The sequence below is a fragment of the Kitasatospora sp. NPDC001261 genome, from assembly GCF_042896795.1.
GTDB lineage: Bacteria > Actinomycetota > Actinomycetes > Streptomycetales > Streptomycetaceae > Kitasatospora.
Genome location: NZ_JBIAXP010000025.1, coordinates 40,140 through 64,053, shown reverse-complemented (window position 1 = coordinate 64,053; position 23,914 = coordinate 40,140). Strand labels below are relative to the sequence as shown.

General features: G+C 73.4%; 16 protein-coding genes and 1 pseudogene. 11 read left to right on the top strand and 6 right to left on the bottom strand.

Annotated features, from left to right (window positions below):
* Positions 1–23 precede the first annotated feature (23 nt).
* Both ACFY4B_RS29980 and ACFY4B_RS29975 read left to right on the top strand, forming a co-directional pair.
* Positions 24–9,452 carry a neuraminidase-like domain-containing protein gene (locus tag ACFY4B_RS29980; RefSeq protein ID WP_387973173.1) on the top strand — a complete coding sequence of 3,143 codons (9,429 nt, stop codon included), beginning with the start codon at positions 24–26 and terminating at the stop codon, positions 9,450–9,452.
* A 786-nt stretch (positions 9,453–10,238) separates the two neighbouring features.
* A pseudogene (locus ACFY4B_RS29975) lies at positions 10,239–10,487 on the top strand (MFS transporter); the annotation flags it as partial.
* Between the two features lie 237 nt (positions 10,488–10,724).
* On the opposite strand, the gene tsaD reads toward ACFY4B_RS29975, so the two are convergent.
* Entirely contained in the window at positions 10,725–11,792 is a 1,068-nt protein-coding gene (gene tsaD, locus ACFY4B_RS29970; protein ID WP_387973171.1) for a tRNA (adenosine(37)-N6)-threonylcarbamoyltransferase complex transferase subunit TsaD, read from the bottom strand.
* A 106-nt stretch (positions 11,793–11,898) separates the two neighbouring features.
* Between tsaD and ACFY4B_RS29965 the strand changes: the two genes are divergently transcribed.
* The gene (locus ACFY4B_RS29965) at positions 11,899–12,114 is read left to right on the top strand and encodes a hypothetical protein (RefSeq protein ID WP_387973168.1); all 216 of its coding nucleotides are present in this window, start codon (positions 11,899–11,901) and stop codon (positions 12,112–12,114) included.
* A gap of 90 nt (positions 12,115–12,204) precedes the next feature.
* On the opposite strand, the gene ACFY4B_RS29960 is transcribed toward ACFY4B_RS29965, so the two are convergent.
* Positions 12,205–12,729 carry a hypothetical protein gene (locus tag ACFY4B_RS29960; protein WP_387973165.1) on the bottom strand — a complete coding sequence of 175 codons (525 nt, stop codon included), beginning with the start codon at positions 12,727–12,729 and terminating at the stop codon, positions 12,205–12,207.
* Positions 12,730–12,828: 99 nt separating this feature from the next.
* Between ACFY4B_RS29960 and ACFY4B_RS29955 the strand changes: the two genes are divergently transcribed.
* The 4 genes from ACFY4B_RS29955 to ACFY4B_RS29940 all read left to right on the top strand — a co-directional run bounded on the left by ACFY4B_RS29955 (position 12,829) and on the right by ACFY4B_RS29940 (position 15,143).
* Entirely contained in the window at positions 12,829–13,143 is a 315-nt protein-coding gene (locus ACFY4B_RS29955; RefSeq protein ID WP_387973162.1) for a type VII secretion target, read from the top strand.
* Positions 13,140–13,298, top strand: coding sequence for a hypothetical protein (locus ACFY4B_RS29950; RefSeq protein ID WP_387973159.1), 159 nt, complete (start codon positions 13,140–13,142; stop codon positions 13,296–13,298). Before ACFY4B_RS29955 ends, ACFY4B_RS29950 begins: the two co-directional genes overlap by 4 nt.
* Entirely contained in the window at positions 13,298–13,801 is a 504-nt protein-coding gene (locus tag ACFY4B_RS29945; RefSeq protein ID WP_387973156.1) for a hypothetical protein, read from the top strand. The genes ACFY4B_RS29950 and ACFY4B_RS29945 overlap by 1 nt, the downstream gene beginning before the upstream one ends.
* Before the next feature lie 118 nt (positions 13,802–13,919).
* Complete coding sequence (locus ACFY4B_RS29940) at positions 13,920–15,143, top strand: tetratricopeptide repeat protein (protein WP_387973153.1); 1,224 nt, start codon at positions 13,920–13,922, stop codon at positions 15,141–15,143.
* Positions 15,144–15,213: 70 nt separating this feature from the next.
* Here ACFY4B_RS29940 and ACFY4B_RS29935 read toward each other — a convergent pair whose 3' ends face one another.
* Positions 15,214–16,293: a hypothetical protein gene (locus ACFY4B_RS29935; protein ID WP_387973150.1), complete on the bottom strand. Its 1,080-nt coding sequence runs from the start codon at positions 16,291–16,293 to the stop codon at positions 15,214–15,216.
* A 273-nt stretch (positions 16,294–16,566) separates the two neighbouring features.
* Between ACFY4B_RS29935 and ACFY4B_RS29930 the strand changes: the two genes are divergently transcribed.
* Positions 16,567–17,139 (top strand): CHAP domain-containing protein, encoded by a 573-nt coding sequence (locus ACFY4B_RS29930; protein ID WP_074003332.1) that lies wholly within the window; start codon positions 16,567–16,569, stop codon positions 17,137–17,139.
* Positions 17,140–17,247: 108 nt separating this feature from the next.
* On the top strand, positions 17,248–17,646 hold the full coding sequence (locus ACFY4B_RS29925; RefSeq protein ID WP_380744234.1) for a peptidase inhibitor family I36 protein: 399 nt from the start codon (positions 17,248–17,250) through the stop codon (positions 17,644–17,646).
* Positions 17,647–17,795: 149 nt separating this feature from the next.
* Here ACFY4B_RS29925 and ACFY4B_RS29920 read toward each other — a convergent pair whose 3' ends face one another.
* On the bottom strand, positions 17,796–18,374 hold the full coding sequence (locus ACFY4B_RS29920) for a hypothetical protein (protein ID WP_147409017.1): 579 nt from the start codon (positions 18,372–18,374) through the stop codon (positions 17,796–17,798).
* Between the two features lie 112 nt (positions 18,375–18,486).
* Positions 18,487–18,624 carry a cold-shock protein gene (locus tag ACFY4B_RS29915; protein WP_117491311.1) on the bottom strand — a complete coding sequence of 46 codons (138 nt, stop codon included), beginning with the start codon at positions 18,622–18,624 and terminating at the stop codon, positions 18,487–18,489.
* Between the two features lie 1,029 nt (positions 18,625–19,653).
* On the opposite strand from ACFY4B_RS29915, the gene ACFY4B_RS29910 reads away from it, so the two are divergent.
* Entirely contained in the window at positions 19,654–20,376 is a 723-nt protein-coding gene (locus tag ACFY4B_RS29910) for a DUF4232 domain-containing protein (protein ID WP_387973145.1), read from the top strand.
* A 143-nt stretch (positions 20,377–20,519) separates the two neighbouring features.
* Positions 20,520–21,122, top strand: coding sequence for a transglutaminase domain-containing protein (locus ACFY4B_RS29905; protein WP_387973142.1), 603 nt, complete (start codon positions 20,520–20,522; stop codon positions 21,120–21,122).
* Between the two features lie 17 nt (positions 21,123–21,139).
* On the opposite strand, the gene ACFY4B_RS29900 is transcribed toward ACFY4B_RS29905, so the two are convergent.
* Positions 21,140–23,848 carry a LuxR C-terminal-related transcriptional regulator gene (locus tag ACFY4B_RS29900; protein WP_387973139.1) on the bottom strand — a complete coding sequence of 903 codons (2,709 nt, stop codon included), beginning with the start codon at positions 23,846–23,848 and terminating at the stop codon, positions 21,140–21,142.
* Positions 23,849–23,914 lie beyond the last annotated feature (66 nt).

Below are 23,914 nucleotides of genomic sequence, written 5' to 3'. Positions count from 1 at the left end.
CACACAGATCAGTTTGGGGAGTCATGTCCACCGTTGTCCGTGGGACCGCCGCCGCGGCGGCCGGGTCGCGGCTCGGCCGGCGGGCCGCCGTCGTGACGGGGCCGCCGCAGAGCACCGAGTCCACGATCCTCGGGCCGTCGTCCACCGACCACCGGGGCCCCCACCGGGCGACCCGTGAGCCCGGGCGGGGCTTCGGCCCGCCCGGGGAGTGGGTGGTGGACGACGGTGGTGCCGTCCTCGCGTTCCCACCCGACCTGCCGACCGGGCCGAAAGGCCCCGCCGCACCCGGACCGGCCGCCGCAGGCGGGGCGGCCACGGGCGCGGGAGGCGAGGGCGGACAGGGCGGCGGCCCTGGCTACGGCGGCCGGGGCTACGGCGGACACGGGCCCGGCGACGGGCACGGCCCGTCCGTCGCTGACGACCTCACGGTGTCCGGGCAGGTCACCTGGCCGGAGGGAGCCCCCGTCGTCAACGCGGTGATCCGAGCCGTGGACCGGGACCTGCGCACCGAGCAGCCGCTCGGACCGTTCGCCCCCGGCTTCCCGAACGAGACGCGCACGGACGCGGCGGGCATGTACACCATCCACTACAACCGGACGCAGTTCGCCCGGGTCGAGCTGGGATCGGCGGACCTGATCGTCCGGGTCCGCGACGCGGCCGGCGTGGTGGTCGCGGCCTCGCCGACCATGTTCAACGCACCACCGCAGGCCGTGATCAACCTGGTGGTGACCGGGCCGATGGCCGGGCAGCCCTCCGAGTGGGACCGGCTGGCCGCGGTCGTCGAGCAGCTCGTCGACAATCCGAGCCCGGCCGGCCTCGGCCAACTGCGCATGTCCGACCTGGAGTTCCTCCTCGGGGAGACCGGTGCGGCCGCCGACCGGCTCACCGCGCTGATCCAGGCGGCGGGGCTGGTGACCGACGCCGTCGCCGCGGGCGTCACCGGGATCCCGCCCGAGGCGTTCTACGGCCTGATCCGCGAGAAGCTGCCCGCCGACTGGCCGGGCCTCGCCGGGCACCCGGCCGCCGACTTCGCCGCCGCCCTGCAGAAGGCCGTCAACGAGGGCATCGCCCCGTCGGCACTCGCCGCACAGGCCGCCCACCTCGGCGACCTCATCGCCCAGGCGGCGGCCCATGCGCGGTCCACGACGACCGGCCAGGCGGCGAAGCTGGCCGACCCCGCCGTCCGGTACGCCGACACCCGGCACGCCGGCGGCGAGCCGATCGTCGACGCCCGCCTCGACGCCGCGCTCGCCGGGGCCGTCACCGCCCTGGTGAACGGCGCGGGCACGCCGTCCGACGCCCTGGAGACCGCACTGGCGTCGGCGCTGTCCTCCGCACGCTGGCAGGACTACGCCGGCGTGACCGTCGCGGCCGTGGCGGGCGCCGTGCTCGCCGGGATCGCCGCCTCTCCCGCGCTCACCGCCGAAGCCACCGCCCTGGCACGGACGATCGCGGCCCAGCCCGCCCCAGGCACCAGCGCCGTCACCGTCTCCGACCTCCTCCACCTGGACGCGCCGGTGCGGGACAACCCGCTGCTGCTCGGCGACGTACGGCAGGGCATCGTGGTCGAACTCGCCGGTCTCGCGGGGCTGTCGCAGACCGCGACCGGCGCCGCGGCCGCCCAGAGCACGGGACTGTTCGACGCGCAGGACAACACGCTGGACGCGCTGCGCTCCTCCGGTGCGATCACCGACGCCGAGGCCGCCTCGCTGAGCGGCATCCTCGACCTCGGCCGGCTCACCGACCACCACACCGGCCTGCTGCACACCCTGGTGAGCCAGGGCGCCACCGCTCCGCTCACCCTGGCCGGCTGGGACGCCGCGCGCTGGACCCAGGTGATCACCGCCACGCCGGGGCCCCTCCCGCCGGGCACCACCCCGGACGCCTACGCCCGGAACCTGGTCGCCAACCTCGAACACACCCATCCCACCCAGGCGCTGGCGGCCCGGCTGGCCCCCGGCGACGACCACCTGACCGCGGTGTACCAGAACAACCCGGGCCTGGACCTGCGCCGGCTGGACCTGGCCACCGGCGCGGGGGCCGCGGGGCTGAACTGGACCGGAGTCCCGGAGGCCGACCGGCCCGCCGTCCTGGGAAGGCTCTCCGCCCACCAGCGGCTGCTGACGATCGGGCACGACACCGCGACCCGTGCCGCCCTCGCCCGGGCCGGCTTCGACTCCGCCCTGCGGATCGCCGCCCACACCGAGGCCTCCTTCATCGCGAAGGTCACTGCCACCCTCAGCCCGCACGGACCGGGCGGCGCGACCTCCGCAGGCGGCCCGCACAGCCTGGGCGGCACGACCACCGGCGGCGGGGGCCTGGACGTCGGCACCGCCCGGATGGTCTACGCCCGCGTCCAGGACGTCGTCCTGAACGTCGCGCAGGCGTACGGCTCGGCCCGGGACGTCCTCAACGGGCCGTTCGCCGGGCTGCCGGTCTCACCGGTCACCCCGACCTTCGTCAACGACCTGCTGCGGATCACCGGCCTCACCGGACTGTTCGGTTCCCAGGACTACTGCACGTGCGGCGACTGCCAGTCCGTGCTCAGCCCCGCCGCGTACTTCACCGACCTGATGTACTTCACCGAACAGCACGTCTCCCAGCCGTACTTCACCGGCCCCGGCCTGAGCACCCACCCGCTGTACCTGCGCAACCGCCGTGCGGACCTGTGGAAGCTCCGGCTCACGTGCGACAACACCAACACCCTGGTGCCGTACCTGTCGATCGTCGACCAGGTGATGGAGGACTGGATCCAGGCGCACGTGCTGACCGCGACCCAGCCGGACGTCTACGCCGTGCTCAGCGATCCGGCGCAGAAATTCTCCTGCCAGGTACCCTTCAGCCTGCCCTTCGCCGAACTCGGCCTGTACCTGGGCTACTTCGGCCTCGCCGCGGCCGACGTTCAGCAGGTGCTCCAGTTGCCGGACGCGACGGTCAGGCGCGCCCGCACGGGCCTGTCGCCCGACGAGGCCACCGTCGTCGCGACCCCCGACCCCGCCGGGATCATCCAGCGGCTGGGCGGTCCGGCGACGCTTAACCTGCTGCCGGTCACCGACTTCGTACGCCGCCTGGCCATCTCCCGCGACGACCTGACCACCGTGCTGGCTGCGCGCTCCGACCCCGACCTCGCGCAGATCACCGTCGTCAAGCTGAGCGGCGGCGCCGGCGAGATCCAGAACTTCCCCGAGGCGCTGCAGAACCTGACCGCCGACCGCGCCGACCGCATCCACCGCCGTATCCGGCTCGCTCGGCCGCTGCCGTGGACCCTGGACGAGCTGGACCTGGTCCTGCTGTCGGCCCAGCAGGCCGCACTGGTCGGCGGCGACGTGAGCGAGGCGGCGACCGAGCTCGTCGGCCGGCTGCTCGCCCTGCAGGGCGCGTTCGGCCCGTCTGTGCAGCAACTGTGCGCGCTCGTCACCGACATGCCGGTCTCCACGGCCTTCCCGAACACCCCGACCGCACCCGGCGCCCGGCTGCTGTACGAGACGGTGTTCGACCTGCGCGGCATCTTCGGCCCCGCCGACCCAGCGCTCCCGCTCAACCCGACGGTCGGCTACTACCACTACTCGCTGGACACCACGCTCGGTACGAACCCGCCGGTCATCGACCCCAAGACACCGCTGCTGCTGGCCGGGCTCGGCATCAGCGAGACGGACCTGCTGCTGCTGTTCGCGCTGCTGAAGAACGAGCTGCCCTTCGACGCCACCGGGCACACCACCCTCAACCGGCACAGCCTGTCGCTGCTGTACCGGCACGTGCTCGTCGCCCGCTCGCTCGGGTACACCGTGCCCGACCTGATCACGGCGCTGGGCCTGGTCCTCCCACCGCCGGCCACGGCCGAGCTGAACTCGCTGGACCGGATCGAGCAACTGCTGGCCTTCCACCGCTGGCAGGCCGGCTCGCCCCTCACGATCTCCCAACTCGCACTCGTCCTCACCGGTGTGACCGGCAAGACCGTCGGATACCTCAACAACCCGGCCACCGCCGCCGCGCTGGTGCACGGCATCCAGGTCTCCGGCACGCAGCCCAGGCTCGACGCGCTGCGCAACAGGCTCGCCACGAACTTCAACGTCGGCTCCGCGCGGCTCGCCACGATGCTGGTCTGGGCGGCGCACGACATCGCCGCAGCGGACATCCAGGCGGCACTGGACGCGCCGTTCACCGGGACGGTGCCGGACAATCCGGCCCTGCTGCTCCCCCTGCTGGACCTGCTGCACCAGCTGGAGCGGGTGGCGCTGCTGTTCGGCACGGTGGGGCTGCAGGACGCGGGCATCGCCTACCTCACGGCGAACCGGCACGTCCTGGGCATCGCCGACCTCAAGGCCCTGACCCTGCGCGACGTACAGGCGGTGGCCGCCTACGGCGCGCAGGTCGCCGCGGCGACCGCGGTGACGCAGGCCGTCGACGCCGAGACCGTCGTGCAGCAACTCCTCAGCTCCTACGACGCCGGCGGCACCTTCGGCCCGGCCGACCGCGCCCGGCTCGCCGCCACGCACCAGGTGGACCAGAGCCTGATCGACTCCATCGTCGCGGCTACGAGCCTGCCGCCCGTCGCGATCGACGCCCTCACCCGCCTCGACCAGGTGTTCGCCCTGTGCCGCACCCTCGGAGTGAACGCGTACTCGCTGCACAAGCTCGGCCAGGACACCGGCTACCCGGTACTGCGGGACGCCGCCGCGGTGGCCGCCGGCGCCATCGCGGCGCAGTACAAGGACGACACCGCGCGCGACGCGGCGCTGGAGCCGTACCAGGACCGCGTCAACACCCTCAAGCGCGACGCCCTGTGCGGGTTCCTCGTCGACGGCCAGCCGCAACTGAACTTCCACGACCACAACGAGATCTACGACTACTTCCTGCTCGACGTGGACATGAGCGGATGCGCCAGGACCTCCCGGGTCGTGTCGGCGATCTCCAGCGTGCAGCTCTACCTCCAGCGCTGCCTGACCGGCCTGGAGAAGTCCGACCCCGCAGGCTCCGCGACTCTCGTCGACGTGCCACCATCGGCGGTGCCGGCCCAGCAGTGGGCGTGGCGCAGGAACTTCCGGGTCTGGCAGGCAAACCGCAAGGTGTTCCTCTACCCCGAGGCGTACATCGACCCGGACCTGCGGGACGACAAGACGCCCATCTTCACCGACCTCGAAGCCGATCTGTTGCAGAAGCCCATCACCAAGGACACCGGCGAGGAGGCCTTCCAGCGCTACCTGACCCGGCTGGCGGAGGTCGCGGGCCTGCGGATCTGTGGCAGCTACTACGACGACGACCAGGCGACGTACTACTTCTTCGGCCGCACCCAGTCCGACCCTGCGGTCTTCCACTACCGCACGTGGAACACCTCGACGTGGACACCGTGGAAGCGCGTCGACCTGCCCATCGAGGGGAAGTGGGTCTCGGCGACCCGGTTCCAGGGCAAGCTCTACCTGTTCTGGGCGAGCATCGTCACCACCGAGCACACCAGCTTCAGCGGCGGCGGCTCCCACGACGAGCCGTCCACCGTCAAGGTCGGCCTGGTCTACTCCGCGCAGAAGCCGGACGGCACCTGGCTCGCGCCGCAGAAACTGGACTGGCTCTACCCGATCGGCGAGCCGAACCAGGTCTGGTGGTGGGAGTCCTTCGTCGCCGACGACATGCCCGGGGACAAGACCGCCAACACGCCGTACCCCGTGATCAGCGGCGACGCCATCATCCTGCGCTACATGAACCGGTTTCTCGACCAGGGCGCCGACCGGGTTCACGACCGCCAACTGAACCTGTTCCACAACCAGTTGCACACCCCCGACCGTTGGGTGCCCGGCACGCCGACCGGACACGCCATGGGGCTGTACTGGACCTTCGGCTCACCCGTGGGCTGGCTGGGGGTGTGGCAGTCCTCCGACACCGACCCGGCCGGCTTCGACCTGCTGCGGGAGATGTTCCACACCGATCCCGGAGCGGGCGGGTCGTCGCCGGACTTCGTCACCACCGGCTTCCCCGTACCGGACTACAACGTCTACTTCGAGCACGGCAAACCGGACTTCGTCTCCCCGATCCAGGCGGTCAACAACGGATTCCCCGAATCCGTCCTGGCCGTCCCCGTCCACAACCAGCAGTACCTGATCCACGACCGCCACTACCTGGACTTCCCCCGCTTCTCGCACTTCGTCTCGGCACTGCTGCCCATCATCACGGAGGCCGCCGCGGGACCGGCGATCACGGCGGGCACCGCAGGACCGGCGAAGGAGGCGCCCGCACTCCCCGCCGCGGCGCTCGTTCCCGGGCGGTCGCACTCGGCGCCGCTGACCTTCAACCTGGCGTCCCTGAGGCTGCCCCGGGCGCTGACCTCCCTGCCCCTCCAGCCCCTGCGGTGGTGGTGGAACCCGCGCCAGCTCATCCGGCTGACCACCTCGATCGTTGGCGACCTGCTGCGGATCAACGCAGACCACGGCGTGGAGGGCCTGCTGGCCCTGCACTCGGAGTACTTCTGGGGGCTCGAGTACGGCGTCGGCTTCTCGATCACCGCGCCCTGGGCCCTGCTGACGCCCGACGACGACCCCGCCCACGTCGACATCAGGAACAGCGCCGCCTACGGCACCTACTACCAGGAGCTGTTCCTGCACCTGCCGTGGATGATGGCCCACCAGCTCAACGCGGCCGGGCGGTACGAGGAGGCCATGTGGTGGTACCAGCGGCTGTTCGACCCGACGAGCTCCGACACCGACGCCGACCGCAACTGGCGGTACGTGGGTTTCAGGGGTCTGACCGTGCCCTCGCTCCAGGACGTCCTCACCGATTCGGCAGCCCTGGACGCGTACAAGAACGATCCCTTCAACCCCTTCGCCATCGCCCGTCTGCGTCCGGTCGCCTTCCAGAAAGCGGTCGTCATGGGCTTCGTCGACAACCTCATCGACTGGGGCGACTCACTGTTCGCGCAGGACACCACCGAGTCGATCAACGAGGCCACGATGCTGTACGTGCTGGCCTCGGAGATCCTCGGGCCGCGCCCGGTCCAGCTCGGCGAGTGCCCGGTGGTACCGGCCGAGCAGCTGACGTACGACGCGATCGGGCCGCAGATGAGCAACGTGTCCGACTTCCTGGTCACCCTGGAGAACTGGGTCTACCAGACCAGCCTGAGCCAGGGCGACATCATCGACACGAGCGGCACCCACGCGCACGCGCACACCCCCACCGCGACGGCCACGGCGACCGGCCTGCCCGTCACCACCGGCCTCCAACTGCTGTCGTACGGCGATGCCGCCGACCTCAGCCAGCGCAACACCGACCTGGCGCAGCTGTGGAGCGGCGACACCCTGGCCTACGACCTGCTGCCGGCCTTCGAGGTCGTCAACCAGACCACGCTGGTCTTCTGCGTGCCGCCGGACGACGTGCTGGCCGGTTACTGGGACCGTGTGGAGGACCGGCTGAACAAGATCCGCAACTGCATGAACCTCAGCGGGGTGCGCCGGCAACTCGCGCTGTTCGCCCCGCCGGTCAACCCCTTGGACCTGGTCCGCGCCCGGGCCGCTGGCCTGAGCATCGAGGAGGCGGTCGCCTCGGTCCAGGCACCCGCCGCCCCCGCGTACCGCTTCGGCTCAGTGATCGAGCGCGCCCGGCAGTCCGCGCAGACCGTCACGGCGTTCGGCGCGAGCCTGCTGTCGGCACTGGAGAAGAAGGACGCCGAGGAGCTGACCCTGCTGCGGTCGGTGCACGAACGCACCCTGTTGCGCATGGTGGAGGACGTGAAGACCGGCCAGGTCCAGGAGGCGCAGCACCAGCTCCAGGCCCTGGAGGAGCAGAAGGCCCTCGTCCAGGCCAGGATCGACTACTACCAGGGGCTGATCGGCTCCGGACTGACCGGCTGGGAGAAACTGGAGGCCGACTCGCGCACCGCCGCGGCCGTGGTGCGCGGCGGCGAGTCCGCGCTGTACGCGATGTCCGCGATCTCCTTCCTGTTCCCCAACGTCGGCAGCCCGTTCGCCATGACCTACGGCGGCCGCGAGATCGGAAACAGCGTGGCCCAGGCGGCGCAGACCCTCGGCTCGCTCGGCGCCACCGCGGAGGCCGTCGCGTCGGCCGCCGCGACCGGCGCCGGGTTCGACCGCCGCTACCAGGAGTGGGGGCAGCAACTCACCCTCGCCGAACAGGAACTGAGGCAGGTCGAGCAGCAGCGCCTGGCCGCCGAGGCGCACGCCGGGTACGCCCAGCGGGAGCTGGACGTCCACCAGAAGCAGATGGACCAGGCGGACGAGCTCGACGCGTTCTACCGCGGCAAGTTCAGCGGCCTGGGGCTGTACACCTACCAGGCCCGTACGCTGACCCGGCTGCACCGGCAGGCGTACGACGTCGCGTACGGCCTCGCGGCCGCAGCCCAGCAGGCGTACGCCTTCGAGATGGGCGACACGACTTCCTTCATCGCCCCCGACAACTGGGAGAGCGGCATCGCCGGCCTGCTCAGCGGTGAGCGGCTGGATCTCCAGCTCCGGCAGCTGGAGGAGGCCTACATGGCCAGGAACACCCGCCGCCTGGAGGTCAGCCAGTTCTTCCCGCTGACGGTGGTCGACCCCACGGCACTGGTCGCGCTGCGGGATACCGGCGAGTGCACCTTCACGCTGCCGGAGCTGTTGTTCGACGTGGTCTACCCCGGCCAGTACAAGCGGCTGATCAAGTCGGTGCGGCTGACGATCCCTGGCGTCACCGGGCCCTACACCAACGTCGCCGCGAAGCTCTCCCTCGTCGCCAGCGAGGTGCGCACCGCGCCCGATCCCGCGCCCGGCGCCCTGGTGACGCTCCCGGTCCAGCCGAACATCGCCTCCGCCATCGCTACCAGCACCGGTCTGAACGATGCCGGACTGTTCGAGCTGAACTTCCGCGACGAGCGCTACCTGCCGTTCGAGGGCTCGGGGGCGGTCGAGAGCGTGTGGAAGCTCGAACTCCCCACACAACTGAGGGCGTTCGACTACGACACCATCTCCGACGTGGTCCTGCAGCTCAGCTACACGGCGCTCGACGACGGTGCGTTCCGGGCGACGGTCGAGAGCCGCGTCGTCGGCGAACTCACCCAGTACGCGACATCCACGGGCCTGCTGCGCCTGTTCAGCCTGCGCCACGACTTCCCGGCCGCCTGGCAGCAGGTGACCGCCGCGGCGGGCGGCGGCGCGGGGACCGTCACGACCTCCTTCGAGGTGACCGCGCAGCACTTCCCCTACTTCCTGTCCGCGCGGACGCTCAGCCTGGCCGCCGCGACCGTCGTGCTCCAGCCCGTCGGCACCGGCCCGGTCGACGCCTCCGGCCTGAGCCTGACGCTCAACGGCACGACGGGCTCCGCGTGGCACGTCCCGCCGGGCACCCACCTGACCACCTCCGACATCGCCGTCTCCGGTCCCGCCGTCGGCACCTGGACCCTGGCCGTGGCCGGCCCCGGGATCGACCCGGCGAAGGTGGCGGACGTCCTGCTGCTGGTCCGCTACAGCGCGGCCTGACCGCGTGCCCCGGGCCGCCGGTGGCCGGCGGCCCGGGGCCGGGGGCTGGAGGGCGCTGCGAACCCGGCGGTGGGTGTGTGGCACCTGTGACCGCTCTGACCCCGTGCTCGTCCATCACCACCGTCATCTGCTCCCCGGCCCCAGGGAATCCCCGCGAGCGCGAGGAGCCCGGTGCGGGAGGCCCGGCTGAAGGTCGACCAGGACCGGCATCGTGGCGATGCCGTAGCAGAACCTTCCGGGGCCCGCGGGGACGAGGTCGACGTGGTCCACGCCGTCGGGGCGGTTGACCAGCCGGTACTGCCACGGCCGGCCGGTCCGCCCCCGGCCAGGTCGAGGGCGCGGGCCGGGAAGTCCCGGCCGAGCGGCAGGACGTCGGCGTCGGTGAGGTACAGGACCGGCGCCCTGGCGTGGGCCGCCGCCGTGTTTCGCAGCAGGCCGGGGGGCCGGTCCGCGGGGTCGGCCGGCACGAGGCGGACGGCCCGGTCGGTGTCGACGTCCTCGGCCACTGTCACGTCCGGGTTCCCGGAGATCGCGACGACGACCTCGCAGGGGATGCTCTGGCGCAGCCACGCGCGGCTTGCCTCGGCCAGGGTGTGGCGGCCCTCGTGGTCTCCGTAGAGGGGGATGAGGACGCTGACGTCGACGGGCATGTGGTGCTCCTTCAGGGTTGGCGCGCAGGTGGTGCTCGATCACGTCGGCGGCCGCCCCGACTCCGCCCGAGGTCCGGATCTCCCGGTGCATGGCGGCCAGGTTCGAGGCCATGGCCCGGTCGGTGGAGACACGTCCGTGTCCGCCCCGTCCCGCAAGGCCGGCAGCAGACAGATCCTCGTGGCCTCCGTCGGCAACATCGTGGAGTGGTACGACTGGCACGTCTGCACGTTCCTGGCCACGTACATCGCGGCCGCGGTCCTCCCGAAGGGATCGGGCAACTCCCTGCTGCCGCTCCTGTCGACGTTCGCCGTCTTCGCGGTCGGCTTCTTCGCCCGCCCCCTGGGCAGCCTCCTGCTCGGTGCGGTCGCCGACCGCCGGGGCCGGGGACGCCGGGGGCCGGTCGCGGAACGACGGCCGGCCGTCGGCGGTGCGGGCCTCCGCTGCTGGCGTCTCGCCCGGGCGGCTCGGGGTGCGGACAGTGATCCGGAGCGTCGCTCCCCACATCGCCGTCGCCGGACGGGCCGGGAGCCGGGTGGTCAGGAGGCGCAGAGGGGTGTGCGGCGGGGCCGCCGGGCCCTGCGGGTCGTCACGCGGCCCGGACCCCTGACGCGTCGCGGGTCGTCACGCGGCCCGGACCGCGGCGAGCGGGGAGAGCGCCGCGTACTCCAGGGGCGCGGAGGGGTCGATCGAGAGGTTCATCGGGGACGGGGCCGCGCCCGAGCGGACCAGCAGGTCGCCGATGGCCGCGATCATTGCGCCGTTGTCGGTGCACAGCCGCAGCGGCGGCACCCGCAGGGTGATCCCGGCGGCAGCGCAGCGCTGTTCGGTCAGCGCGCGGATGCGGGAGTTGGCGGCGACGCCGCCGACCACGACGAGGGTGCCGATCCCGTGGTCGGTGCAGGCTCGGACGGCCTTGCGGGTGAGGGTGTCCGCGATGGCCTCCTGTAGCGCCGCGGCCGCGTCCGGGACGTGCGGCTCGCCGCCGGCGGCCCGTTGGGCCTCGACCCAGCGGGCGGCGGCGGTCTTGAGGCCGGAGAAGGAGAAGGCGTACGGGGGATCGTTGGGCCCGCTGAGCGGGCGGGGCAGGCGCACCGCGTTCGGGTTGCCCTCGCGGGCGGCGTGGTCAATGGCGGGCCCGCCGGGGTAGGGCAGGCCGAGGATCCGGGCGACCTTGTCGAAGCACTCGCCGGCGGCGTCGTCCAGGGTGTCGCCGAGGTGGACGATCGGGTCGCGGGCGAGGTCACGCACCAGCAGCAGGGAGGTGTGCCCGCCGGAGACGATCAGGACGACGCACGGGTTCGGCAGCGGCTCGCCCTCCAGGGCGGCCGCCGCGACGTGCCCGGCGAGGTGGTGGACGCCGTAGAGGGGCACGCCGAGCGAGAAGGCGTAGCTCTTGGCCGCCGCGACCCCGACCTGGAGCGGACCGGAGAGGCCCGGCCCGGCGGTGACCGCGACGGCGCCGACGTCGGCGAGGGTGAGCCCGGCCCGGTCGAGGGCCTCGCGGACCACGGGCGCCATCGCGTGGACGTGGGCGCGGGCGGCGATCTCCGGCACGACCCCGCCGTACCGGGCGTGCTCGTCCATGCTCGACGCGACCGCCTGCCCGAGCAGGACCCCGTCCCGGACGAGACCGGCACCGGTCTCGTCGCACGAGGACTCGATCCCCAGCACCACTGGCGAGGCCGGCATCGCACCCACTCCTTATTGCTTCTCGATATGCAACTGCAACTATTGTGCAATAAGGCACGGGAAGGGGGTCCGGCGGGGTCCGGCTTCCCGGACGGTGCGGCCCGCGGTGCTCGGGGCGGGCCGGAACAGCCAGCTCTCGGTCTGCTGCACGATGCCGATGCCGGTGAAGCAGTGGACGGTGAAGTCCGGGTTCGGTGCGGAGACGGGTGCCGGCACCGGATCGTCGGTGACGGCCGCGGTGGCGGCCGCCGGAAGGAGGACGGTTGCGGCGGCGAACGGCAGCGGCGGCGACGGCCTGATCGGTGGGACCTACCCGGCGTAATGAGCGGCACTCCATCGGATGCACCATCCTGATGGCGCTGCGCACGACGCGGGGCCGGGCAGTCCTTCGGCCCCGCGCACTGCCCGGGTTCTACTGCTGCGTGTTGAGTGGGTCCAGCAGCAACCGGGCCTCGCGTCGCAGGTGTTCGAGCGGCTGAGTCAGTGCGGCCCCATGGTGGTTGACCGCCTCGGTGAGCGCTGCGATCTGACCACCGACCGGGCTGGTGCCCCCCGAAGCCGTCTTCAGCACCTTCGCAGCCTGGCTCGAGGTTATCGGCTTGCCGGTGGTGATGAAGGCCCGCAGCTCTTGGGCGGCGGAGAGGGCCCACCGCGGACCGTCGGCGGCAGTTGCCGGTGCCAACTTGGGGAGAGGAGCCGGCCGGAGCGGGCTGCGGTCGTAGACGTGCAGCTCCGGACCAGCCTGCTTGCAGAGACGTTCCGCTGTTGCCCGGGTCGCGTCCGGCACCGTGTCGACTGCTGCGAGCAGGTGCACATCCGCGCCGAGCTTGCGACTCAGGGCGACGTCGCGCTCGAGTCGCGCGTCCGTGAACTGCAACGCCGAGGTCATGACTTCGCCTGCGAGGACCTGTTCGTCCCAGATCCCGAAGATGTCCACCTCCTCCGGGGTCCGACGCTTCTCCCGCAGCGTCTATGCTCGTCGACCGTGCTCGTTCGATTACGGCGGGCCATGGAGCTTCTTGGGGGGGAGCAGCCGATGTCCGACTCGGTCGGGTACACCGTCCAACCCGACGCGCTGGACCACGTGACCACGGGACTCAACAACGTCGCAACCGACCTGGCCTCGGCCAACCAGGCCTACACCGCGCAGAAGCCCTACCAGTCCGCCGACTTCGGCGAGTTCGGTGTGGACCGGGCGTGGGCGGGCTTCGACACCAACTGGAGCCAGGAACTGCACGTCACCCAGCACGCCGTGGCGCAACTGGTCCAGAAGATGTCGGCCACCAGCGCCAACTACCGCGCCGCGGAAACAACGGCCGCCGCATCGCTGACCCCGGCGCAGACCCGATGAGCAAGGTCGCGGACCTGCAGAAGGCACAGCAGTCCATCACGCACCCCGGTTCCGGCTTCTTCATCGGCGCCGCGATTCTCGGCGCGATCGGCAAGGCCCTGGCCGTGGCCGGGCTGATCACCATGCGGCGCCGGGTCCGGGAAGAGGGCAGCTGATGCGCCGAACCGTCATCACCAGCGTGGCGGCGCTCCTGGTCGGCGCCCTGCTGCTCGTCTCCCACCTCGCCGGCTGGTGGTCCGGCTCCGGCCCGGCCGGCACCACGGTCGCCTCCACCCCCCGACCGGAGGTGGAGGTGCCCCTCCCCGAGAAGGCGTCGAACGCCACCTCTCCGTATCCGACCAGCACGGTGACCCTGACGGTCGGACAGCGGCTCGGCGTCAGAACGACCGGGGGCGCCCTGCAGAAGAAGTGGTACCTCTACTCGGCGGGCGACGGCAGCGTGCTGCGGCCCGGCAAGGACTTCGTCATCAGCCCCTGCCCCACGGACCCGCCGATGGCGGGCTGCGGCTCCGAGTTCGACCTGACCTTCAGCGCCTTGGCGCCCGGAACCACCACACTGACCTGGTTGTTCGGGGAGGGGAGTTGCGATGCCGGCGTACCGAAGTACAAGGGGGACCGGTGCGACATCTCCAAGAGCATCCAGGTCACCGTCCGCTGACCATCACACGGAACCTCGACGGCCCCGGCCGCCCCGCCCAGCACCCGTCTCCCCGAACCGGGAAGGCGGGAGCTGATGCGGGGAGTTCGAGCGGGCGTGGGCGGTGGTGGAGCCGTTCGTGGCCACCGGTTGGCAGCCGGCGGTACGGACGGGCGCCGACGTCCTGCTGCGGTGGGGCCGTACCTCGCAGGCACTCGAACTGGCGCGCCCCGGGGCCGGGGAGAGGGCCGCGTACGACGCGTGGCGGGACTACGCCGAGGTGCTGGTCGAGGCCGGGCTGGTGGACGAGGCGATCGACGCGCTCGCCCGGCGGCCGCGTGACGGGCGAACGCTGTGGACCCTGGTCACGGTGACCGAAGGGCGGGGGCGCGACGAGCGGGTGCTGGAACTGCTGGGCCCGATCGCCGAGGCGTTCCGCCGCGACCCGGAACAGCCCGGGGTCCGCGACCCGGGGGACGCGCTGTCCGCGCAGGCCCGCGTCCTGGAACGGTCGGGCCGTGTCGACGAGGCGATCGGGCTGCGGGCAGCGGATGCCGCCGCGAAGCGGGGCGGGTCAACCGTGGAGGACTACGCGGAGTTGCTCGCGCGGCACGGCCGGATCGAGGAACTGCGCGAACTCGCCACCGGCCGCGAGCGGTACGTCGCCGCGAGGCCGTACGTGACGGCCCTGGAGAACCTGGGCCGGGCCGCGGAAGCGGAGGCGTACCTGCGCGGCCTCATCGCCGCCCGGCATCCGGGCTGGTACGAGAACGCGCTGATGGAACTGCTGATCCGGCAGGGCAGGTTCGATGACGCCGTCAAGGGGGTGGAGCACACCTTCGACGACCTCTACGACGGCAACCTCCTCCAGGCGACCATGGTTCTCCTCGCCGAACAGGGCCGGCACGACCAGGCCCTCGAACTCACCGAGGGACGAAGTCCCGAATTCCTCGCCGAGAACGACGCCTTCTGGCTCCGCTCCAACCGGTGGTGGCTGATGGGAGAGGCGGGCCGTGCCGGGGAGGCCATCGCGGAGGTCGAGGCCCTGCCGGCCGACGAGGTCGACGACCGCGAGCAGACCATCGCCTGGCTGCTCGCCCGGGACGGCCGCATCGAGGAGGCCATCGCCCGGCTGCGCCCGCTGCCCGGTACCCGGGCCGCGACGTACCTGGCCGAACTGCTGGTCCAGCAGGGCCGCTTCGCCGAGGCGATCGCCGCCGTCCCCGGTGTGGCTGCCCAACGGGAAGAGGAGCGGCGCTTCTGGACCCGCAGGGTGGAACACGAGGAGCCGAGTTGGTCCGATCCGGGCGAGGAGTGCCACGACGACCCGTGGACCAGCCCGGATACCGCGCCCTGGCAATGACGCTCCCCGCCCGTGGGAGCGGCCCCGTGGCCTCGAGCGAACTCCTCGAACGGTGGTGCGGGCGAGGGGCTCAGCACGGGACGTCGCCGACGCAGCGCCAGAGGGTTTCGCGGTCCGGGTAGACGTTGGCGCGCGGTGAGAACAGGTGGCCGGTCCACTGCCGGTCGTCTCCGGCGGCGGCGAAGACCTCGGCCTGGTAGGCGAGCGGTGCGCTGCGGCGGGGGGTCACGCACTCCTCGGGGTCGCTGGTGAAGGTGGCGCCCGGTGCGATGGTGGTGTGCACGACGGAGCGTCCGGGGTCGCAGGAGTGCTGGATGCCCGACCAGGAGCCGGCCACCTTCGCGGTCACCTCGACCGGCGCGTTCGTCGGATTGTCGATCCGGACCGCGAACAGGACCTGACGGGGCTGCACCATCGCACAGGCGCGCAGCCGGGTGCCGGACGGCCCGGGCTTCGGGGCCGAGCAGCGGCTGTCCCCGCCGAGCGCGCCGACTTCCACCTCGTGGGCGAGTCCCTCGGCCAGGTCGGCGGGGGTCGCCGTCGGCTCCCGCCCCGCCGCGCTGCCGGACGGTGCGACCACCGATGCGGTGTCGGCGGTCGCGTCGTCCGACCCCCTCGCCCAGACCGCCGCGCCGAGCACGGCCGCGAGGGCCAGGACCCCGAGTGCCGCACCCCACCGGTGCGGCCGGCGCCAACGCGCCGCCCGCCCGGTGACTGACGGTTCGCCGGTGGGCTCGGGGCGCGCCGGAACCGGTACGGGCGTGGCCGTGGCCGTGGGCGTGGTGGCGGCGCGGCGCGCCGCGCGGCGGTCGCGCAGCTCGTGGTCCGCCGCCTGCTTCGCCTGCCGGTGCCAGTGCTGCCAGCGGTCCAGTTCCGCCGGGTCGGTGCGGAAGACCCGGGCGAGTTCGGCGAGGACGGCGGGGTCGGGCAGTTCGCTGCGGTCGGGGTCGAGGTAGCGGCTGATCGACGAGGTGCTCAGCCCCCGGACGGTGGAGGCGTCGAGCCGGGCCCGCAGTCGGGCCACCACCCGGTCCAGGGACAGGCCGCACTCCGTGAGTCCGTCGTTCAGCGCGCGGACGAGCAGGGTCCGGGGGCGGTCCGTTCCCCCTGCCGGGTGCCCCGGGGTCTCGTCCGGCGGTTGGTCATGCATGCGGTGTTGTCCCATCGCTGTCCCAGCGTCCGTCGTTTCCGCAGGTCGGAGCAGTGGGACGGGAAGCGGGAGAGCGCTGGGACGCCGCCCCGGCCGGAGGGTCTGGTGACGTCCGGCGCCGGTCCGCAGGATGGATCCCGCGACACGCACCGACTCGCCGACTCCCGCCGCGCCACCACCTCTCGGCCCTGGCATGCCCCGGCATGCCCGCCGACTGTAGGCGAACCGACCGGGCGGCGGTCAGGGTCCGTTCACCCCAATGGAGGAGCTCTCATGAAGCTGTCCCGGCGCACCGCCGCCGCCGTTACGCTGACCGCCCTCACCCTGCTGCCGCTCGGCGCCGCCACGGCGCCGGCCTCGGCGGCCGCCACCGTCCGGGACCGGATCGTTTCGGTGGCCCGCGGGGAGATCACCCCCGCGGGCACCTCGCCGGAGAAGACCGGCTCCTGCGACAGGTACTTCGCCTACCACCGGGGCTCCGGCTCCTGCGCGAAGACCCCGTGGTGCGCGGCGTTCGCCGAGTGGACGTGGCACCGGGCCGGGATCGACGGGACGGTCGACGACCTGGCCGCGCGCGGCATCGGCAAGTGGGGCAAGCAGAAGGGGCTGTTCCACCAGCGGGGCACGTACACCCCGAAGCCGGGCGACCTGGTGATCTACGGGGAGCCGGACGGCGGCACTCCCGGCCACGTCGGCGTGGTCGCCGCCGTCCACGCGAACGGAACCCTCGACACCGTCGACGGCAACCTCGGCGACAAGGTCGCCCTCCGTACCCACCTCGACCCGTCGACGGTGATCACCAACCACCAGCACGTCTCCGGCTACGTCAGCCCGCCCGGGGCCTGAGCCTCGCCCGGAGCCCGGGCCCCGCCCGAAGTCCGGGCCCCGCCTGAAGTCCGGGCCACGCCCGGCCTGGCGCACACCGTACAACCCCCACCGGAAGGACAGACCGTCATGGAACGCACCCGTAGGCACCTCGGCCTCATCGCCTCCCTCGCCGCAGCCGCGGCCGCCCTGCTCGCCGTCCCGCAGCCCGCCCACGCCGCCCTCGACCCGTGGTCGTGCGTGGAGGGGCGGGTCTGCGTCTACAGCGGCCCCGACGGGACGGGCAGCGTCTGCGCCTGGCCCTACGACGACCCGGACTGGCAGTCCGGAGACCGCTGCAGCTGGTCCGCCACCACCAAGGTCCGCTCGGTGTACAACCACGGCGGCTCCGGCAGGCCCGTGGCGTTCTACCCCGGCGCGAACTACACGGGCCAGCGGGTGGTGTGCACGGCGGCGGGCGCGAGGGGCAACTTCTCGCAGAACGGCGGCACCGGCGTCCACCTCCGCTCCCACCGCTGGTCCTGCTAGGCCTCCCGGGACACCCCGGGCCGACCGGTCTGCCGTTTCCCGGGAAACGGCAGACCGGTCGGCCCGTGCGGCATCCGTAGGACCTCGGCGTGCCGTGATGCCCGCCGTGGGCGGAACCGCGCGGGGCCCGGGGCCGGTGTGACGCGGGGTCAGCTGAAGGCGGTGACGGCGGTGAGGGTCGAGTGGGCGATGGGCGGGGCGCCGAGCAGGACGTCGATGCAGTTGTCGATGATCGGCTGGTCGCTGTCGATGTTCAGGACCGCGGTCAGGGTCTCCCCGGCGAGGCGGGAGGAGGAGCCGGTGACGGTTCCAGTGAGGGTGCCGGCGCCGTCGACCTCGACGACGGCGATGTTGGTGATGGTGCTGCTGGCATGCGTCCCGTTCTGCAGGTTCCAGGTGAAGGTCGCCGTGGAGCCCGGGACCAGCGCCGGCACCGTGAGCGGGTTGCAGCTGAGCGTGCCGAACGTGAGCGTCGCGGTGACGGTGCCGCCCACCACGGCCGTCGGGCCGCTCTGGGAGTCGGTGCACCCGGTCGCCGTCCCCCCGATCGTCACGGTGGTGGCCTCCGGGCCGGCCGACAACGCCGGGTCGAAGGTGACGGCGGCGTTCACGGTGCAGTTCAGGATCTCCGAGGCGGTTGCCGGGGCGGCATCGGCGGCCGGTGCCACGCCGGTGGCCAGCGCGGCGAGGACGGCGGACACGGTCAGGGCGCTTCGACGTACGGACATGCGGGTTCCCTTTCTTCGTCGGACCGGAGCGGAGGCGCTCTGTACGCCCCCGGGGTACCGGGCCTGTCCGGCAGGTGCGACCGGCCGGAGGTCGGCGGGAGACGCGGGCCGGTTAGAAGGTCACCCGCTGCTCGGCGTCCAGGCTTCCGGGGGTCCCTCCCGTGGCGCCGCTGAAGTGGACGAAGACGTCGGCGGTGGAGCTGTCCGGGGTGATGAAGCCGAAGCCCTTCTCGGAGTTGAACCACTTCACCGTGCCCGTGGCCCGGCCGCGGGGGCTGGTGCTCGCGGTGGGGAAGGTGAAGGTCGCCTGGGCTCCGGGCGCGGAGCAGCTGAGGGGCAGCGAGCCGGTCGCCAGGACGGGGCTCTGGAACGGGGCGCTCTCGTCGGCGGTGATGGTGCCGGTGCCGGCGGCCGGGCAGGTGAACCCGCCGGTGACGGCCAGGTTTCCGCTCTGGTCCGGGGTCGCGCCGTCGAGGGAGACCTCGCCCACCTGGTTGTCGAGCAGCACGATCCGGTCGTAGCCCAGCGCGGTGCCGAGTGCGCTGTTCAGGGTGATGGTCACCGTGATGTCGTCGCCCCAGTCGCCGCCCGATCCCAGGAGCCCGTTGTCGACGCGGCCGCTGACCGCCTGACCTCTGACCGGCTGGCCGGTGGAACCGTCCAGGCAGCTCACCGGGATGGTCTGGGAGCCGGAGCCGCCGGTGGTGTCCGTGGCGGTGACCGTGATGCCGGCGATCAGCATGGACGTCTCGCAGGAGTAGCTGCCGGTCCAGGTCAGGACACGGCCGGACGTGCTCGCGGTGGCGATCTCCACCCCGTCGTTCGCCGGTTCCGCCGCGGCGGCGGGAGCGGCCAGTGCCACGACCAGGGCGACCGCCCCGAGCGGCACCACCGCGTGCCGCAGCGGTGGACGCCGACCTGCCGTACGCCGTGTCACAGAGCCCGAGGCTGCCATTCGCCTATCCGTTCGTTAGATCTGGTTCATGGGGACATCGTCACAACGGGAGTCCTCCGACGCATGTGCTGTGAGGCGAATGGGAACCCCGGTGGCCCGGGCCGGAGTACTCCCGCGGATACGCCGCACCCGGGCCGGGCTGGGAGGCCGGGCATACCGGCAGGCCAGGGGTGCCGTCAACTGCCTTGCGGCTGACCGAGTGTCACAGTCCAGTCCCTGTCATGTCCTGGCGATTGTGACGCTGCGGATGGCACCGAAAGCCGTCGTCCGGCCGTCCTGTGGTGTGTTCGATCAAGCAGTCCACATCGCCATCGGGGAGCCACCATGTCCGTCCGTCGCCGTCGCCCGCTGTTCGTCTCCGCTGTCCTCGTCGTCGGGGCGGGGCTCGCGTTGACCGCCTGCGGGCCCGAGAACACCGACGGGCCCGCCGGCTCGGCGAGCTCCGCGCCCACCAAGGCGGCCGCCGGTGCTCCCTCGGCGGGCGCACCGGCTCCGGGCGCACCGGCTCCCGCCGGCTCGGCGGCGCCCACCGCCGCGCACACGCCGGCCGGCGCGAGCCCGTCGAGCGGTGGCGGGGCCGCCGGCGGGAGTGCCGCCGCCCAGCCGTGCGACATCCAGAACCTCTCGATCAACGCGTCGGCACGCGCCGGGGCGGCCAACCAGTGGGTGATCGAGGTGCGCAACACCGGCGCGAAGGCCTGCAGCCTGAGCTCCTCCCCGGGCGTCGACCTGGGCGACTCGGCCGCCCGGGACCAGAGCAAGAACCTCAAGCCGGTGCTCGCCAGCGGCACGGAGCGGTTCCCGGTCCCGGCGGGCCGGAGCGCCTACGCGGTGATCGACCTCGACCCGAGCGGCGCCACCACCGGCACCGCCCCTGGCATCAACGAGATCAACGTGCTGGTCGACGGCGAGGGCACCAACATGCCCCTCGCGAACACCCGCAACTTCCCGCTCCCCGCCGGGGCCCACGTCCTGAACCCCAAGATGGGCAACTACCGGGGCAGCGTGGCGGACGCGGTCGCCTCCATGACCGCCGCCCCCAAGTAGCCCCGGCCGTACGTCCGAAGCCGCTTCCGGCCGCCCCGCTCCCGGCCGCCCCGCTCCCGGCCGCCCCGCTCCCGGGCCCCAGGCCCTGTCCACGGGCTGGAATTCCGCCCGTGCGGCCCGTGGGGCGGGGCACGATGGGCGGCATGATCCTGCAACCGGAGACCGACGACCTCGCCGCCTACCTCGTGGCGGACGGGGTCATCGACCACCAGGACCCGCAACTGCGGCGGTTGGCCGCCGAGTTGGCCACCCCCGAGGCGGCCTTCCAGCACGTCCGCGACGAGGTCCGGCACTCCGCCGACGCGGGCGCCTACAGCGGGGCGTTCCGCGCCTCGGAGGTGCTGGCCGCGGGCAACGCGATCTGCCACGGCAAGGCCCACCTGCTGGCGGCGCTGCTGCGAGCGCAGGGCGTGCCGACGGGCCTGTGCTACCAGCGGCTGGCGGACGGCGAGGGCGACTTCGTGCTGCACGCCCTCAACGCCGTGCACCTGAACGGCCGTTGGGCCCGCCTGGATGCCCGGGGCAACCGTGAGGGCGTCGACGCGCGGTACGACCTGGAGCGGGAACGGCTGGCCTGGCCGGTGCGGCCGGAGCTGGGGGAGTGCGACTATCCCGGGATCTTCGCGGCGCCGCCGGCCGCGCTGGTCCGGGCCCTCGCCGAGGCGGTGCCGGGCCGGGCCGGCTACGGCTACCTCCCGGGCGAGCTGCCGGTCGACGGCGGGGCTCCGGGGCGGCCCGGACGTTGAGCCGGTAGAGGCGCGCGTCAGAGGCGTGCGGGGAGGTCCCGGCGGGACGGCGCGGACAGCTTGCGCAGCACCCTGGCCACGTGGTTCTCGACGGTTCTGGTGGACAGGTGCAGTGCGGCCGCGATCTGACGGTTGGTCAGGCCTCCGGCCGCGAGTTCGGCGACCTCCCGTTCGCGCGGGGAGAGCCCGGGATGGGCGGGCCGGCCTCGGCGCGGGGGTGCGAGGGCGCGCAGGCGGGAGCGGACGCGGGCGGCGTCGTGGGTGGCGCCGAGCCCGGTCAGCACGAGGAGGGCGTCGGTCAGCCGGTCGACGGTGTCGCGGTCGGCGTCCTCGCCTTCGCCCGCGGCCGCGGCGCAGCGGGCCGCTGCCTCCGCCGCCAAGGCGGCCATGTACGGGCGGGGCAGCGCGGCGTAGGCGTCCGCGGCGGCGCGGTAGCCGTCGGCGGCGCGCGCGAGGTCCCCGTCGTGCTCGGCCAGGGTGGCGAGGCACCACCGTCGGGCGGCCGCCGCGAGGGGCAGGTGCGGGGCGGCGGGGGCCGTGCGGAGGTCCCGGGCCATCGTCCGGGCCGTGGCGGGGTCGCCGGCGCTCAGCGCCGCCGTGACGGCCCAGGGCGCCAGTTCCGCCGCCCAGGCCCAGATGCCCTTGCTCCGCAGCCGTCCCCAGGCCTGCGTCGCGTGCGCTCTGGCGTCGTCGTGGTCGCCGCGGGCCAGGGCCAGCCGGACGAGTACGGTCGAGGAGAGCGCCGCCACCGGTGCCAACTGCTGGTCCGGGTGCGGCGCCAGGCCGCCGGCCAGCCAGGCCCGGCACTGGGACCACTCGCCGCGGGCGAGGCACAGTGCGGCGAGGACGGTTCGTGCCTCGTGGCCGAGCACCGGGGTTCGCGCGGTGTCCGCGACCAGGTCGGCGGCCCGGTCGGCGAGGCCCGTCCAGCGGCCGGTGGCCCAGTCGAGGAGCAGTCGGATGCTGCGGATGCCGTGGGCGACGTGGGGGCCGGCGTGGTGGCGTCCGGCCAGGGCCGCGCCGCGTTCGAGGAAGGCCTGGCTGTCGTGGTAGCGGCCGAGCCACAGGGTGGCGTCGGCGGCGTTGCACAGGGCGCGGGCCCGGTGACCGGCCGACGCGGCGTCACCGTTGTCCTCGTCCTCCCCCAACGGCCGGGCCGGGAGCGCTTGTTCGGCCCCGGGGTCACCGAGGGTCAGGAGCAGCCCGACGAGGTTGGCGTTGACGGCGGCCCGCAGGACGGGGTCGGTGGTGGCCGCCAGCGCGGCGCCGGCTCGTTCCGCGCACTGCCGGTGCTCGGCGAGGGGGATGCCGGGCCAGTGCGGCATGGACATCGCGGCCAGGACGCGGGCGGCGAGGCCGGGTTCGTCGGGGAGGGTTCTGGCGGCGCGTTCCAGGTGCAGCCCGCCGTCGTGGTCCGGTGTCGTCGGGGTGCACAGCGACAGCCCCTGCAGCACCCGGGCCTGGGCGCGCAGCGGGCCGGGCAGGAGCGGGGCGCCGGTGAGGGTGTCGAGCAGGGCGCCGGCGTCCTGGAGGGTGAACCCGGCGATGCGGCGCAGAGCCGCCGTGGCGAGCCTCGCGCGGGCGGGGCCGGGGATCCGTCGGTCGGCGAGCAGGTCCTGGAGGAGCCGGGCGGCTTCGCGGTGCCGTCCGGCGGCGGCGTGGGTCTCGGCGGCGTGCTCGGCGGCCCGGACCAGGCCGCGGCGGACCCCTGCCGCCAGGAGGTGCCCGGCGACCTGCGGCCAGGGGACGTCGGCGCGCCGTCTCAGCACCTGCGCCGCCCGGTGGTGCAGGTCGGCACGTTCGGGGGCGGGGAGGCTCGCGGCCACGGCCCGGGCGGCGAGCGGCACGCGGAAGCCGTACCGCCGGGGGCCGAGGTCGGTCAGCACGGCCGCGGTGAGGGCGGCGAGGAGCATGCCGCGGACCGTCTCCGCCGTCAGGTCGGTCAGGGCTGCCAGTTCGGCTTCGGAGGCCGGTCCGTCCAGCACCGCCGCGGCGTGCACCAGCCGCCGGGCGTCCGCGGGCAGGCCGGCGAGTCGGCGCAGTACGGTCTCCGCCAGGCGTGGTGGGGCCTCCAGCGCCTCGACGGCGTCCACGGTCGGGCCGTCCGGGGCGGTGCCCGCCAGGACGGTGCCGGTCAGGACGGGCAGGACGTCCACGAGCACCTGGGCGACGCCGCCGGTGACCGCGTACAGCCGCTCGATCACATCGTCCGGGCACCGGGCGCCCAGGGTCCGTTCGGTCAACTCCCGTGCCGCCGCGGCCGGGAGCGGACCGGTCCGGACCCGGAGGACGGCGGTGCCGGGCGGGCAGGAGAGCGGCTCGCCCAGCAGGGGCCGGGCGGCCGGAAGGTCCTCGGGCCGCCAGGTGAGCACCAGGGCGCAGCCGTTCGGGAGGGTGCGGGCCAGGCGCCGGATCCGGCACCTGGTGCGTTCGTCGGCCCGGTGGACGTCCTCCACGACCAGCAGTGTCGGGACGGCGGCCCGGGTCGGGTCGCCGAAGGCGCGGGTGAGGGCGTCGAGGGCGTCGAAGGCGTGCTGTGCGTCGCCGTCGGACGGGCCGGGGCAGGTCAGGGTCAGGCAGCCGGAGCCGGCCGGGTGTCGGCGGCGGAGCCCTGCCACGAGGTGCGACTTGCCGGTGCCGGCCGGGCCCTCCACCAGCAGGACCGTCCCGGGGCGGGCCGGGTCGGCGAGGGAACCGTGGAGCACGGCCTTCCAGGGGTCGCTCACGCTCGCCTCCGCTCGTCCTGACGGTGCGTACGTCCTGACGGTGCGTACGTCCTGACGGTGCGTACG